The 14318-nt window shown below is 42.6% G+C and carries 13 protein-coding genes; 1 reads left to right on the top strand and 12 read right to left on the bottom strand.

Annotated elements, in window-relative coordinates; translation table 11 throughout:
- The 8 genes from ACZYRN_RS00925 to ACZYRN_RS00890 all read right to left on the bottom strand — a co-directional run bounded on the left by ACZYRN_RS00925 (position 1) and on the right by ACZYRN_RS00890 (position 10326).
- Complete coding sequence (locus ACZYRN_RS00925; RefSeq protein ID WP_488909625.1) at positions 1 to 1659, bottom strand: GspE/PulE family protein; 1659 nt, start codon at positions 1657 to 1659, stop codon at positions 1 to 3.
- A gap of 20 nt (positions 1660 to 1679) precedes the next feature.
- Complete coding sequence (locus tag ACZYRN_RS00920) at positions 1680 to 3128, bottom strand: VanW family protein (RefSeq protein WP_488909624.1); 1449 nt, start codon at positions 3126 to 3128, stop codon at positions 1680 to 1682.
- Between the two features lie 32 nt (positions 3129 to 3160).
- On the bottom strand, positions 3161 to 3751 hold the full coding sequence (locus ACZYRN_RS00915) for a hypothetical protein (RefSeq protein ID WP_488909623.1): 591 nt from the start codon (positions 3749 to 3751) through the stop codon (positions 3161 to 3163).
- 221 nt (positions 3752 to 3972) lie between these two features.
- Positions 3973 to 5226 (bottom strand): DUF7305 domain-containing protein, encoded by a 1254-nt coding sequence (locus ACZYRN_RS00910; protein ID WP_488909622.1) that lies wholly within the window; start codon positions 5224 to 5226, stop codon positions 3973 to 3975.
- A 9-nt stretch (positions 5227 to 5235) separates the two neighbouring features.
- Positions 5236 to 5682 (bottom strand): PilW family protein, encoded by a 447-nt coding sequence (locus ACZYRN_RS00905; protein ID WP_488909621.1) that lies wholly within the window; start codon positions 5680 to 5682, stop codon positions 5236 to 5238.
- Positions 5683 to 5698: 16 nt separating this feature from the next.
- The gene (locus ACZYRN_RS00900) at positions 5699 to 6082 is read right to left on the bottom strand and encodes a type IV pilus modification PilV family protein (protein ID WP_488909620.1); all 384 of its coding nucleotides are present in this window, start codon (positions 6080 to 6082) and stop codon (positions 5699 to 5701) included.
- A 224-nt stretch (positions 6083 to 6306) separates the two neighbouring features.
- Positions 6307 to 7605 carry a bifunctional folylpolyglutamate synthase/dihydrofolate synthase gene (locus tag ACZYRN_RS00895; protein WP_488909619.1) on the bottom strand — a complete coding sequence of 433 codons (1299 nt, stop codon included), beginning with the start codon at positions 7603 to 7605 and terminating at the stop codon, positions 6307 to 6309.
- 75 nt (positions 7606 to 7680) lie between these two features.
- Complete coding sequence (locus tag ACZYRN_RS00890; protein WP_488909618.1) at positions 7681 to 10326, bottom strand: valine--tRNA ligase; 2646 nt, start codon at positions 10324 to 10326, stop codon at positions 7681 to 7683.
- A gap of 201 nt (positions 10327 to 10527) precedes the next feature.
- On the opposite strand from ACZYRN_RS00890, the gene ACZYRN_RS00885 reads away from it, so the two are divergent.
- Positions 10528 to 10713 carry a hypothetical protein gene (locus tag ACZYRN_RS00885; protein ID WP_488909617.1) on the top strand — a complete coding sequence of 62 codons (186 nt, stop codon included), beginning with the start codon at positions 10528 to 10530 and terminating at the stop codon, positions 10711 to 10713.
- On the opposite strand, the gene ACZYRN_RS00880 is transcribed toward ACZYRN_RS00885, so the two are convergent.
- The 4 genes from ACZYRN_RS00880 to hemB form a co-directional block, all read right to left on the bottom strand.
- A complete protein-coding gene (locus ACZYRN_RS00880; protein WP_488909616.1) occupies positions 10673 to 11308 on the bottom strand; it encodes a hypothetical protein in 636 nt (211 codons plus the stop codon). The genes ACZYRN_RS00885 and ACZYRN_RS00880 overlap by 41 nt on opposite strands.
- Before the next feature lie 102 nt (positions 11309 to 11410).
- Entirely contained in the window at positions 11411 to 11860 is a 450-nt protein-coding gene (locus tag ACZYRN_RS00875; RefSeq protein ID WP_488909615.1) for a hypothetical protein, read from the bottom strand.
- 172 nt (positions 11861 to 12032) lie between these two features.
- Positions 12033 to 13322: a glutamate-1-semialdehyde 2,1-aminomutase gene (gene hemL, locus ACZYRN_RS00870; RefSeq protein WP_488909614.1), complete on the bottom strand. Its 1290-nt coding sequence runs from the start codon at positions 13320 to 13322 to the stop codon at positions 12033 to 12035.
- Between the two features lie 18 nt (positions 13323 to 13340).
- Positions 13341 to 14318, bottom strand: a complete 978-nt coding sequence (gene hemB, locus ACZYRN_RS00865; RefSeq protein ID WP_488909613.1) for a porphobilinogen synthase — start codon at positions 14316 to 14318, stop codon at positions 13341 to 13343.

The raw sequence follows: 14318 nt of genomic DNA, 5'->3' as shown, positions 1-14318 counted from the left end.
CTACTCCATTAAAACAGCGCGTAATATTTCTTCTGTCGTCGTAATGCCCTGCCGCACTTTCAGCAAGCCATCGTCGAGCAGAAAAATCGTTTTTTGCTTTTGCGCTGCTTCCTTTAATTTTGAAAGCGGTTCTTCATTTAAAATCAATCGCTTCATTTCTTCTGTAACCGTGAGCACTTCATGAATCGCGATCCGGCCTTTGTAGCCGGTCATATTGCAAGAAGCACAGCCGCCGCCTCTTTTGATTTTTTCGATCTTTAATCCGCGCTTGCCGAAAATATCAATCTCCCGTTTTGTCGCTTCTTCTTCACGGCCGCAGTCACGGCATACTTTCCTCACAAGCCGCTGGGCGACAATGCCACTTACCGATGACGCCACTAAAAACGAGTCGACACCCATATCAATGAGGCGGGTAATGCTTGAGATCGAGTCGTTCGTATGAAGAGTACTTAACACAAGATGCCCCGTTAATGAAGCCCGAATCGCGACTTCAGCCGTTTCTTTATCGCGTATTTCTCCGACCATAATGATGTTTGGATCTTGCCGTAAGATGGACCGGAGACCTGCTGCGAATGTTAAGCCGACATTTGGATTGACTTGAATTTGATTGACACCTTCTAATTGATATTCAACGGGGTCTTCAACCGTAATAATATTGACTTCTTCTTTGTTTAACCTGTTTAGTGCAGCATAAAGAGTCGATGATTTACCAGAACCTGTTGGGCCTGTAATAAGCACAATCCCATTTGGCCGTTCAAGCATTTTTTCCACACGCTGCAAATTGACTTTATTAAACCCAAGGTGATTTAAATCGTTTAGTGAACTGCTTAAATCCAAAATCCGCATAACGATTTTTTCTCCGTACACTGTCGGCAATGTTGATACACGCAAATCAATCGGCCGGAAATCAATGTTTATTTTAATCCGTCCATCTTGCGGAATGCGATGCTCGGTAATATCAAGATTTGCTAAAATTTTAATGCGGGCAGTAAGCATGCTTTGCATATGCTTTGGCAGCTGCCGTTCCACTTGGAGCATCCCATCCACGCGAAGACGAACCATCACTTTTGTTTCATGCGGGTCAATATGAATATCACTCGCCTTTTCCGCCATTGCATGAGAAAAAATCTGATTGACGAGACGGACGATCGGTGAATCATCATCTGTATTTTCTTGTTCATTGGCCGCTTCTTCGGTATTTGCCTGTATCATTTCTTCAAACGAATCATCGATATCATAATACTTGTTAATCGTCCGAATAATATCGTCTTTCGATGCAATGGCCGCGACAATTTGAAAACCGGTTGAAAGACGCAAATCTTCTATCGTGTAGTAATCCATCGGATCTGCCATCGCCACATACAAACGGTTTTCCTCTTTTTTAAGCGGCATAATTAAGTTTGTCTTTGCCATTTCTTTCGGAATGAGCGTTAAAATATTTGCATCTATCGGATACCGGTACAGACTGACATGAGGGATTCCCAGCTGGAATTCAAGCACTTCAATGAGCTGTTGCTCGGTAATATAACCGCGCTGCAGCAACGCATCCCCCAATTTTTGATCGGACGTTTTTTCCGACAGCGCCGATTCGAGCTGTGCTTCTGTTATGAGCCCTGTTTCAACAAGTATGTCTCCGAGTCGTTTTCGCTGCGTTCTCATCGCCTATCACCCTTAGTTTGTTATTCTTCTTCTTCATAACAGTCTTTTTCTTCACACTGTTTTACTTCTGTTGAATTTTCTTTCGGAACTGTTCCTGCGTTTGATCCTGTGCCTGTATTTGGATTCGATTTTGCATCGGCGTCTGATTCTGTTCTGGTATTTGAATTTGACTCTGTACCTGACCCTGTTTCGGTATTTGGATTTGATTCTGTTCCTGCGTCTGATCCTGTTCCGGTATTTGGATTTGATTCTGTTTCTGCCCCATTTTCATTGTCTACGTCTTGATCCGTATCCAATTCCGGTTCAAGAGTTGTTTCTGGCGGGGGATCCTGTGAACTATGCCATTCTATTTGATGGACAGGCAAGTAAAAATCTTCCGCTATTTTATCTTCTTTCAGCTCAAATGTCCCTTCTCTTACCTGCCGATACACGTCAATCATCATCCCGCTTTCACCGAACCGCTCCACGCGCGTCGTACCGTATGGCATACGAGGATCAAATTGCAAAATCGTTTTCGGCTCTAACTCAGCTTTATTTTTAAGCACTGGCGTATACGTATAATAAAAAGGGATTCCTTTTAACACAACGTATACTTTTCCATCTATCACTTGCCATTCGACTGTATAACTCGTATTGTTTTCATTTAAAAAGAGAAAATCTTGACCGTTCGCCTCGTCTACTTTCGCTTCATATCCGAGATCGATCTTGTCTGGCAACGCCATACTTTGATTTTTTTCCAAGATCACAAAATTCGTCTGCATGACGAGCCGATATAAAGCAGAGGAAAGAAGATTGATGCTTTCTTTATCTAACAAATTCCCTGATTGGGCAGTTGACAACCATTGATTGAACGATATGACGTCTCCACTTTTAACAGGGATGGACGGATTTGTTTTAAGAAAGGCCACAAGCGGCTCCACAGTGGCTCCTGCTAAAGATTCAGCTGCAATCGACTGCCTCGCTTCTTGATTCATATATAAAGTAAGATCAATGACTGTTTCGTTCGGTTTTAAATAATCGCCGATATCCGCTATGTCTGATGCAAGCATTTCAACATTAAGCGGTGTGTCACGAAGCGCTGGAAACTGTTCATCGAGCTGTTCTTGAAGACGTTCTGCCGAAACGCTCGTATATAATTCATTTTTTTGTCCCGGAACCGCTTTTTCAATCGATTTTTCGATTTGAAATTCAACTAAGTTTGTGCTTATACTTGCTGATTTTTCAACGTATTGAAACGTTAACGCCGCATTAATCTGCCAGGCTGTTACTTTTTCTATTAATGTGCGCATCGCTTCCGCTTTTGTCGCATGGTCAAGTGATTCAGATCCTATTACCGTTCCTTCGTCAAAACGCTCGTTTGATTGAAAAAATTTCTCATACGCAGCCGTTCCGTAATACGAAAAGCCAATGAAGTACAACGTCAGCATCATAAACATAGCGGCGATTTTTACTGTCTCTTTTTTCTTCATATACGGGCGCTCCAATCTGCCATGATGCTCTATCATTCTTTCTTATCTTCAAAGTGAAGCAGCGGAATGTCCATGTCTTCATTGCTGTCATCCGCTTCGTCAAATAGTTCTTCTAAATAGTGTGTTCCTTCATTTGGGATAGACGGATCATCCATTTCGATTTCATCGTCCTGCTCCCCATAAAACAACGCCTCAATATAGTCATCTTCTTCCCCGACAGGCATGGCTGGCAACTCATCTGATTCACTAATTTCTTCTTCCTCTTCCATTTCTTCTGTCTCTTCCCTTATCGGTAATTTATGCGGCTGGTTCGTCTCTTCATCAGGCAGATCTAGGAAAGCAAATACCCCATCGCCTTCTTCCCAATCATTATCATTATCTATCGCCCAGTTTGCGACGCCGTATTTCACCGTTAAATATCCTGCCGTGAGCACGATGAGAAAAACAAGAAGACCTGTTTGCCAAAGCAGCAAATAGGGGGAAAGCATGATCCCTCCTATAGCGGCCGCTAAACATTGAAGCGCAATGAGCAGCTTTCCTTTCAGCGACAATCCGAGCGGCAAATAGATTAAGAGAGGCAGCGCGAGAAGAAACGCAATAAAAGCCATGATTATATGTATCATTCACAACCTCCTCGATCTAATGGTAGTCCATCTGCTTGCTTGATTTATCATTTAAAGATAATGGTAGTTTTAAAATATTGTATAGGACAATTGTCTAATTTGAAAGAAATGAGTGATTAAAAATGTCGAATTTTATTACATTTTGCCAAAAAGACACATCACTTGAATGATTTACTTTTATTAGATGGCAGAGCATTCCCATAGAAAAACAGGCACCTTTTTTAGTTGGGTACCTGTTCTTCTGTAGCCTCGCGGATCGGTTCAGCGTTAATGATTCCGTTTTTCGGAAGGGTGTTATCCTCAGTTCCATGCTCAACTGTTGCATTCCCGCTTGCAATGAATTTATCAGCCACGACTGTTCCTTTAATCAAACCTCCATTAACATCGATAGTCCCATTTTCCGCATAAAGCAGCCCGTAAATTTCTTGGTGGTCATTTTTTAAACTTAGTGTACCGGCTCCTTTCCAATAGATATTGAGCTTCTCCTGATTTATATTGTCGTTTATTATACTTTTGTTAGCCATCGTGAATTCACCACTGATATATATGGTTAATTTCCCGTTACCCTTAATACGAATCTGTCCTTTTTGACCAAGTTTTAAATTGTTTATAACAATTTTTTTATCTGATTCCCCTGTATTAATTGTTAATATACTATCGTTAATCTGAAAATCGTTAAAAAATGATATGTTTTCTGAAAGCAGCAGTTCTTTATCTTGATTGACGATGTAATCTTCTGCCTCTTCTAAAGAAGAATTCTCCGGAAACTTAGGGAATTTCGGTATCAATTGATTTGTTTCTGACAAACTATAAACGTTTCCAGTAATTTTTGCATTCCCCTTTATACTAAGCTTAGACTTATCCTCCATCCATACGTTTCCATTAATTGTCACACTCCCGCCTATATCGAGCATCGACTTAACAATTAAAGCTGTTGTTGCTGTTGAAAACGATCCATCATCTTCATCCTTTCCTACAGTAAATGTCTGTATCACTGTTCTCTCCACTTTCCCCGGATCATTTTCCTCTGAATTACTGCTAATTGTGCCTGTGGATGTCACGATATATCCATCAGCCTCATTTGGATTCCTCTCAATCTCAATTTCAGCTATCGTTTTGCCATACGTGCCTTCAAAACCAAGTTCGTATCGGTTTATTGCATCAATCCTGTTCTTAAGATGTCTAATAAAACAGGCTCGTCTGGTTTCATCCTCCTCATCACACTGTAAAGCTGTTCCTTTTAAATCTTCTTCTTTTTTTCTTACTTTAATTAACGCATCAGCAGCACCCGCTTCGGCAATATAATAGACAGCTTCATACTTCTGTTCATAATTGCTCATTTTTGTGTTATTCAATGACAATCCTAAAAGCGCCATACCGAGCACAGATAAAACGGTCAGCACGAGCAACACTATAATTAATGCCATGCCGCGCTCATTATGAATCGCTTTTCGAATACATAGAGGACCCTTCATCGGTACTACCTACTTTCTTATGTAAATGACCGTTTTAAATTCTTTTGACAAGTCTTTTTGATGAGGCGTTTCCGCACTTTTAATCGTCAACGTCAATTTCTCTTGGGCCTCATATTCCAGTCTAAACGAGTCTATGTTTTCGGCTATCACTGCACCGTCCCGTAAGATCGTCTGATCTGCTTTGCTGTACGTATAGGAAATGGCGCCAACCTTCATCGATGATTGAACTTCATTTACATCATGAACATTTCCGTACTTTCGAACATCGGTCGTCATCCATTTAAATGCCAGCCGGACGTTAGCTTGTCCATCGATTTGTTTCGTCTGATCTGTAAACTGCCGCTGTCCAGACAAATGAACATTACTAATTAACAAAAGAATCATCGTCAGGAGTGCAAAAGCAACAATGACTTCGATTAATGTCACGCCGCGCTCATTTTTCAGCCATTGTTGCATGTTTCATATCCTCCTTTTATCTTATAATCGTTTCCATGCGCGCTTCTCGTTTCTCATTATCTGCACTGAATACTTCAACAACTGCCTTACTGCCCCCTTCGACACGGCCTTCTATCGTTATAATCACACTGTAGTTGTCCTTCTCCCCCTCCCATCTTCCATTGGACACAATGCAACTGCTTTTACTATCACTTGAGCAATGAGTAATGACTTCCTCCATATATTGCTGAGCAACATAGGTAGCATCCATCCTTGATTCTGTTTGTTGATTTGTGCGAGCAGATTGAATGAACATCGTTGAGAAAGAAAGAACCACAATGGTTAAAATAACGATTGAAAGCAGTATTTCAATTAATGTTATTCCATCGTTCGACATCATTTTTTTTATTCTTTTATTCACACATTTCCCACCTCGTCTGTCTTTCCCGCCTTCATCTATACTTCTCTATTCCCGATAATTTACTAGGTTAATAGTCATTATTTATTTAATTTTAGCATATTAAAGAAAAGATGAATATATAAGACGAATACAGACCATATCAAAGAAAGTCCTTATTTAAAGACAATCTTTAAATAAGGACTTTATTCCTTTTTATAACAAATTTCACTTTTAATACGCACCATTTACTCTCTAGAAAACAACGCTGTGTTTTTCACAGCGGAAATGAAATAAAGGGAACCTGTTATCATTAAAACGTCTGTTTCTTTTGCACTTTTTTGGAACAGTTGAATCATTTTTTGATAGTCTTGTACAATGTCAGATTTTTCATCTGTATACGATTCATAATCTTCTTTTTGCGCCGCACGCGGAAAATCAAACGGTGCGAAATACAATAGATCAGCTACACTTTTTAATTGCTGAATCATCCCGTCAAGCGGCTTATCTTTCATCGCCGCAAATAAAATGGTGATTTTTTCATTTGGAAATCGCTGATGGATCGTTTGAACGAGTGCCTTGATGCCTTCTTCGTTATGCGCACCGTCTGCAATAATGAGCGGACGCTTATAAAGTGTTTCAAAACGGCCTGGCCAGTTTATCTTTTTCAGGCCTTTTTCAACATGTTCCTCTTTAATGTAAAATGAATAAAAGGCACACAAATAGTCGGCAGCCATAATGGCTAGTGCGGCGTTGTTCACTTGATGCAGCCCGGCTAATCCCGTTTCTATTGGTCCTCGTTTGCTAAATGGGGACTTGAATTCAAATTGCTCGCCCTGTTCCGTGGATGAAAGCCAGGTTCCGCTAAATTCACGACCATTCAAGTAAAGAGCCGCTTTTTTCTCTTTTGCCGCCTCTTCAATGACGCTAAGCGCTTCTGGCTGCTCAACCGCCGTCATGACAGGTATGCCATTTTTAATAATACCCGCTTTTTCAAAGGCAATTTCGGACAGTGTATGACCAAGAAATTGAACATGATCCATTCCAATTGTTGTAATAATAGAAAGAACCGGATGAATGATATTCGTTGAATCTAAACGGCCGCCGAGACCAACTTCAAATAATACAATATCAACCGGCCGAACGCGGGCAAAATAGTAAAGTGCCATTGCTGTAATAATTTCAAATTCACTTGGACCGCCGAATGGCATGTCTTCCATTTCATCAGCTAATACCCGAATTTTTTGAGCCAATTCTGTAATCTTATCATCAGAAATTGGCCTGCCATTTACGCTGATCCGTTCATTAAACTGCTCGATGTAAGGAGAGGTGAACGTTCCGACTTCATAGCCCGCTTCACTCAAAATAGAGCGCAGCATAGCCGTTGTCGAGCCTTTTCCGTTCGTCCCGCCGATATGAACAGCTTTCAGCCTCCGTTCGGGATGGCCAAGACGCTCCATCATCCATTCCATCCGCGCAAGCCCCGGTTTGATTCCCGTGCGGAGCCGTCCATGTATCCATGATAATGCTTCTTCATATGTCTCCATTTATTTTTTTCTCCCTCTATGTACGAAAAAGACGAATCCGCCCCGCAGAGCGAGCGATCCGTCTTTTTCTGCTTCTTAATTTTTTAAATCTTCAATCCGTGCTTCTACAGCGGCAAGTTTCGTTCGGTAATCTTCTTCTTTCGCCCGTTCTTCATCCACCACTTTTTGCGGCGCTTTTGACATAAAACGCTCATTCGAAAGTTTCTTCAGCACGCGGTCTACTTCTGACTGCCATTTTGCTTTTTCTTTTTCAAGACGGGCAATTTCTTCGTCTAAATTAAGAAGTCCTGCAAGCGGCATAAACAATTCAGCCCCTGTGACCACAGCAGTCATGGCCTTCTCCGGTGTTTCTGGATTAAGTTCAATGACAAGCTCTTCCGGATTACAAAAACGCTCAATATAATAGCGATTTTCTGTTAATGTAGACAATACAGATTCGTCTGTCGCTTTAATGATGAGCGGCACTTTTTTGCTCATCGGTGTGTTTACTTCTGCGCGAATGTTACGCACGGAACGAATGATATCAACAAGCAGTTTCATGTCCATAGCCGCTTCTTTATTTGTTAAAGAGTGATCGGCTACTGGCCATTTTGCTTCAACGATCGTTTCCCCTTCATGAGGCAAGTTTTGCCAAATTTCTTCTGTAATAAATGGCATAAACGGATGCAATAGACGCATTGTATGATCGAGCACGTACGCAAGAACAGAACGCGTCATTTGTTTTGCTTGCTCATCTTCTCCGTACAACGGCAATTTCGCCATTTCAATATACCAGTCACAGAAATCATCCCAGATGAAGTTATAAAGTGTACGGCCCACTTCACCAAATTCATATTTCTCCGATAACTGCGTCACATTGTCGATCGTTTCGTTTAAACGCGTCAAAATCCACTCGTCTGCTACGGATTTTTTACCAGATAAATCAATCTGGTCATACGTCATACCGTTCATATTCATTAAAGCAAAGCGGGAAGCATTCCAAATTTTATTGGCAAAGTTCCATGTCGCTTCTACCTTTTCCGTTGTGTAACGCAAATCCTGTCCTGGCGAGCTTCCTGTCGCAAGGAAATATCGAAGTGAATCGGCACCGTATTGATCGATAACTTCCATCGGATCCACACCATTGCCAAGTGATTTTGACATTTTGCGGCCTTCCGCATCTCGGACTAGTCCATGAATTAATACATCATTAAACGGACGTTTGCCTGTAAACTCAAGTCCTTGGAAAATCATACGCGATACCCAGAAGAAAATGATGTCATAGCCTGTGACGAGTGCAGCAGTTGGGTAATGGCGTTTAAAATCAACAGCTTCTGTATCAGGCCAGCCCATCGTTGAAAACGGCCATAGAGCAGATGAGAACCACGTATCCAGCACATCGTTGTCTTGTTCCCAGTTTTCTGCATCCGCCGGCTCCTCATGCCCGACATACACTTCGCCTGTTTCTTTATGATACCAGGCTGGAATACGGTGGCCCCACCATAATTGACGAGAAATACACCAATCACGAATATTGTCCATCCAGTGCAAGTACGTTTTCTCGAAACGATCCGGCACGAAATTCACTTTTTCCTCTGTTTTTTGCAAATCAACAGCAGCACCAGCAAGCGGCGCCATTTTCACAAACCATTGTGTCGATAAATACGGTTCAACGACCGCGCCGCTTCGCTCGGAATGACCGACTGAATGAAGATGATCTTCAATTTTGAATAGAATGCCTTCCTCCTGCAAATCGCTCACAATTTGTTTCCGGCAGTCAAAACGATCAAGGCCATTATATTTGCCCGCTTCCGCATTCATTGTGCCATCTTCATTCATGACAAGAATACGCGGCAAATTGTGACGGTTACCGATTTCAAAGTCATTCGGGTCATGCGCTGGCGTAATTTTTACCGCGCCGCTTCCAAATGCCATATCAACGTAATCATCCCCAACAATCGGAATAATACGCCCTGTAATTGGCAGCACGACATGTTTGCCGATTAAATGCTTGTAACGTTCATCTTCTGGATGAACGGCAACTGCCGTATCGCCAAGCATCGTTTCCGGACGTGTCGTCGCAACTTCAATATAGCCGGAACCGTCTTCAAGCGGATATTTCATATGATAAAACGCACCTTGTACGTCTTTATAAATAACTTCAATATCAGACAGCGCCGTTTTCGTCGACGGGTCCCAGTTAATAATGTATTCGCCTCTATAAATTAATCCTTTTTCATAGAGCTTTACAAATACTTCACGAACCGCTTTTGACAAGCCTTCATCGAGTGTAAAGCGCTCGCGGCTATAATCAAGACCGAGACCTAGTTTCGCCCACTGCTCGCGAATATGGGTTGCATATTCTTCTTTCCATTTCCACGATTCTTCTAAAAATTTCTCGCGGCCGAGATCATAGCGTGTCGTTCCTTCTTCTTTCAACTTTTGTTCTACTTTCGCCTGCGTCGCAATGCCTGCGTGATCCATGCCTGGCAGCCAGAGTACGTCATAGCCTTGCATGCGTTTCATACGTGTTAAAATGTCTTGCAGCGTCGTATCCCATGCATGTCCAAGATGCAATTTCCCTGTTACGTTTGGCGGCGGAATAACGATTGTATAGGGCTCTTTTGTTTCATCGTTTTTTGCTTCGAAAAATTGGCCGGCTGTCCACCAGTCATAACGTCCTTTTTCGATGGTCTTTGGATCATATTTTGTCGGCATCGTTGTTTCATTTTGTTGTAACATTCCGTTTTTCCTCCTTAACAAAAAAAAGCCTCCCGTCTTGAAAAGGACGAAGAGGATTGTTCACGGTACTACCTTTTCCAGGTCCACACTTTTCTTTTTTAATACCATTATCTTATCCGAAATAGATAAAGCCCGTCAATGCTTGCACACACGTTTTCCGCCTTTTTTACATACAATATGAAAAAAGGCAGGTGTATAAATATGATGCGCCATTATGATCGGTGGCCGCCCTGGCTCCGACGCTGCCGTCGTGTAGCATGCGGGATCATTGTTCCGTTTTGCTGTTTTCAAGGACTCCGCACGTTATTTTTTCCAACAACGATGGATGTTATTTTGCTAGCCCTTCTCATTCTTCTTGCGGCGGCGCTTCATCTTGAGTGGATATAAGCGCAACCTCACCGGACGGCTCAATTGCAAATCGCCATTCGGCCTGATGTTCAGACCGTTCTTCGAGCCAGCTAAATATAGATGGCTCTTCTGTATGTCCCTTTTGAACTTGTACGGACGCTGATTCATCTACACTCTCTTCATGCTCTTCGACAGATGCTTCCTCTACCTCTACCTCTGCCTCTACACTTTCTGCGTGCTCTTCATTTGAATTCGAGTCAAATTCAAACACTGTTTCATCTTCCTTAAGAGAAACTGCAACGGCGAGCTCGGCTGTGAGAACTAAACGGTCGGGCTTTTGTACGTCGTAATCAAATGAGTGTATTTGAATATCTGTATCATCTGCGATCCGGCGGTCAGGCGGGATAAATGCATGAATAGGGATGTGCCGGAAAAATTGCCGGATGTTCTCTTCTTCTTCCGTTAAAACACAATACTCACCCGTCACTTCAATTGTACCGTTAAGGGCTGTGCCTTCATCTTTGGAGTCCATTGTCACTTGCGGGTCAAGCGAGATCGACAGTAATTCTTCCACATTTTCTCCATCAGGGAACACGACACCTTCTTCAATGGATATGAAAAATAATTCATCCACCAAAATCAGCTCCTTTTTTATCCTGCTGCTTATTTTATGAATGGAGCTGCGGTATCATTCCGATTAAATCGGGTTTGTCCAAATAGAGCCCCGCACGATTGTTCAAAACGTTTCTTTCATTCTGGATAGTAAAAAGCCTAGCGCATATCCGTACACAATATGACCCGTTAGCCAATAAGACAAAGCAGGTACGCTAGTAACAGAAGGTGTCCTATGAGACAGAGCCGTGGTTGGAAAAAGTATGAACCCAATAATGAAACAGCTAGCCATACATAATAAAATGATTCTTTTATGGGAGCTTATTCTCCTGTAGCCTATAGCAAAATACAGGAGAAGACTTACTACAATAGAAATGATAAGATGAAACGCAACTTCAACCCATTCAGGCAAAGTGTAGCGGTTAAGAATCGGGATATAATCGATGTTTAATAAAAGAGTGTATACTTTATGATTAGTTGTTTGCTCGATCCCTTTTAAGAATACAGCTAAAACCATACCTGCGAGCAGTCCAGATAGACTGGCTTTTCGGATGACTCGCTCATTCACTTTCATTCATCCTCTCCATCTTGCTTATGACTGGATTTTTTCTTTTATTTATTGTTCCTTTTTTTCTTATATTGTGCGTAAAATAGATTGTAAACAAAAAGAAATGACCCGGGCACAACATACCGAGGTCATTTCTTTCAATTGGCTGGCTGTAGAAACCACCCTTCCAATAGAAAAATTATTTTTTCAGCCGGCTGAATGCTTTTTCAGTGGCTGCAATTGTTTTCTCAATGTCTTCATCTGAATGAGTTGTTGATAAAAATAGTCCTTCAAATTGAGATGGTGGCAGGAAAACACCTTCCAGTGCCATTTCACGGTAATACTCCGCAAATAAAGCAAGGTCAGAGTTCTTCGCATCATCATAGTTATGAACAGGCCCTTCATGGAAGAAAAAGCCGATCATTGAGCCTGCCCGGTTGAATGTAATGGGAATGCCGTGTTTTCGAGCTGCTTCCGTCAATCCTTTTTCAAGTAAGTCTGCTTTGCGCGCAAATTCGTCGTACGTTTCCGGCGTGAGCTGGCGAAGCGTTTCGATCCCTGCTGTCATCGCCATCGGATTGCCGGATAATGTACCGGCTTGATAAATCGGACCAGCCGGGGCAATTTGATTCATAATTTCTGCTTTTCCGCCGTATGCTCCAACGGGCAGACCGCCTCCGATCACTTTGCCGAGACAGGTAATATCCGGTGTCACACCAAAATGACCTTGTGCACAATTGTAGCCTACGCGGAAACCGGTCATCACTTCATCAAAAATAAGCAGTGCGCCATATTGTTCTGTAATGTCACGCAGCCCTTCAAGGAATCCAGGCTGGGGCGGAACCACACCCATATTGCCGGCGACCGGTTCAACGATTATACAGGCGATATCCTCTCCAAATTGTTCAAACGCGTAACGAACACTTTCTAAATCGTTATAAGGCACTGTAATCGTATTTTTCGCCACACTTTCCGGGACTCCCGGACTGTCAGGCAAACCGAGTGTTGCCACACCAGAACCGGCTTTAATTAACAATGAATCACCGTGTCCATGATAACATCCTTCAAATTTCAAAATTTTATTTCGGCCTGTGTAGCCGCGTGCAAGGCGAAGCGCACTCATCGTTGCTTCTGTACCGCTTGAGACCATGCGGACCACTTCAATCGATGGAACGCGTTCAATGACAAGTTCAGCCATTTCATTTTCAAGTAATGTGGAAGCACCGAAACTTGTACCGGTTTCTGCTGTTTTTTTCAATGCTTCCACTACGTTTTCATTCGTATGGCCTAAAATAAGGGGCCCCCATGACAAAACATAGTCAATATACTCATTTCCATCAATGTCATAAATATGAGACCCTTTTCCACGCTCCATAAAGATCGGATCTATGTTAACGGATTTAAACGCCCGAACGGGACTGTTTACACCGCCCGGCATTATTTTAACGGCTTCCTTAAAGGCTGCTTTCGATTTTTCAAATGAACGCATATATGTCTCCCCTTCCTGTTATTGTTCGTTTATCCAGCGCGCTGCATCTTTTGCGTGATACGTCATGATCAAGTCGGCGCCTGCCCGTTTCATACTCGTTAATTTTTCCAGAACGATCGCTTTTTCATCCACCCATCCGTTCAATGCCGCAGCTTTTACCATGGAATATTCGCCGCTTACGTTATACGCCACAACAGGTGCGTCAAATTCAGTGCGTACGTCGCGAATAATATCAAGATAAGAGAGAGCCGGCTTAACGATTAAAAAGTCCGCGCCTTGCTCTATATCAGCTGCCGCTTCACGCATCGCTTCACGTCGGTTTCCCGGATCCATTTGATACGTTTTCCGGTCGCCAAACTGCGGCGTAGAATCCGCTGCTTCACGAAACGGTCCGTAAAACGCGGATGAGTACTTAACCGCATAGGACATGATCGGAATCTCCGTATAACCCGCTGCATCAAGCCCCTGGCGGATCGCCGTCACAAAGCCATCCATCATGTTGGATGGCGCAATGATATCTGCCCCTGCTTCTGCCTGGCTTACCGCCGTTTTTACGAGCAGCTCAAGCGACGGATCATTTAACACGTTACCGCCTTCTACAACGCCACAATGGCCATGATCTGTGTATTCACATAGACACGTATCTGCAATAACCACTAAATCAGGATACTGTTCTTTAATGTAGCGCGTTGCCTCCTGAACAATCCCGTGATTGTGATAGGCGCCTGTTCCAACATCGTCTTTGTCAATCGGCAAACCAAATAAAATAACCGATTTAATGCCCAGGCTGACGATTTCATCGAACTCTTCCTTCAAATTATCAATGGAAAGCTGAAATACACCGGGCATTGAAGACACTTCATTTCGAATTCCTTTTCCTTCTGCCACAAATAACGGATAAATAAAATCATTCACACTTAACACTGTTTCCCGTACTAATGCGCGCATATTGGTGCTTTGGCGTAAGCGGCGGTGTCTCGCAAATTCATTTGTCAT

The organism is Domibacillus sp. F004 (genome assembly GCF_057814295.1).
The sequence above is the reverse complement of the archived record's forward strand: the minus strand, read 5'-3'. Positions and strand labels throughout refer to the sequence as shown.

Bases quoted from the DNA above. Each gene is read 5' to 3' on its own strand.
- ACZYRN_RS00875 (WP_488909615.1), bottom strand. From the start codon at position 11,860: ATGAAAGTGAATGAGCGAGTCATCCGAAAAGCCAGTCTATCTGGACTG.
- ACZYRN_RS00915 (WP_488909623.1), bottom strand. From the start codon at position 3,751: ATGATACATATAATCATGGCTTTTATTGCGTTTCTTCTCGCGCTGCCT.
- hemL (WP_488909614.1), bottom strand. From the start codon at position 13,322: ATGCGTTCATTTGAAAAATCGAAAGCAGCCTTTAAGGAAGCCGTTAAA.
- ACZYRN_RS00895 (WP_488909619.1), bottom strand. From the start codon at position 7,605: ATGGAGACATATGAAGAAGCATTATCATGGATACATGGACGGCTCCGC.
- ACZYRN_RS00890 (WP_488909618.1), bottom strand. From the start codon at position 10,326: ATGTTACAACAAAATGAAACAACGATGCCGACAAAATATGATCCAAAG.
- ACZYRN_RS00925 (WP_488909625.1), bottom strand. From the start codon at position 1,659: ATGAGAACGCAGCGAAAACGACTCGGAGACATACTTGTTGAAACAGGG.
- ACZYRN_RS00885 (WP_488909617.1), top strand. From the start codon at position 10,528: ATGATGCGCCATTATGATCGGTGGCCGCCCTGGCTCCGACGCTGCCGT.
- ACZYRN_RS00920 (WP_488909624.1), bottom strand. From the start codon at position 3,128: ATGAAGAAAAAAGAGACAGTAAAAATCGCCGCTATGTTTATGATGCTG.
- ACZYRN_RS00905 (WP_488909621.1), bottom strand. From the start codon at position 5,682: ATGCAACAATGGCTGAAAAATGAGCGCGGCGTGACATTAATCGAAGTC.
- hemB (WP_488909613.1), bottom strand. From the start codon at position 14,318: ATGACAAATGAATTTGCGAGACACCGCCGCTTACGCCAAAGCACCAAT.
- ACZYRN_RS00910 (WP_488909622.1), bottom strand. From the start codon at position 5,226: ATGAAGGGTCCTCTATGTATTCGAAAAGCGATTCATAATGAGCGCGGC.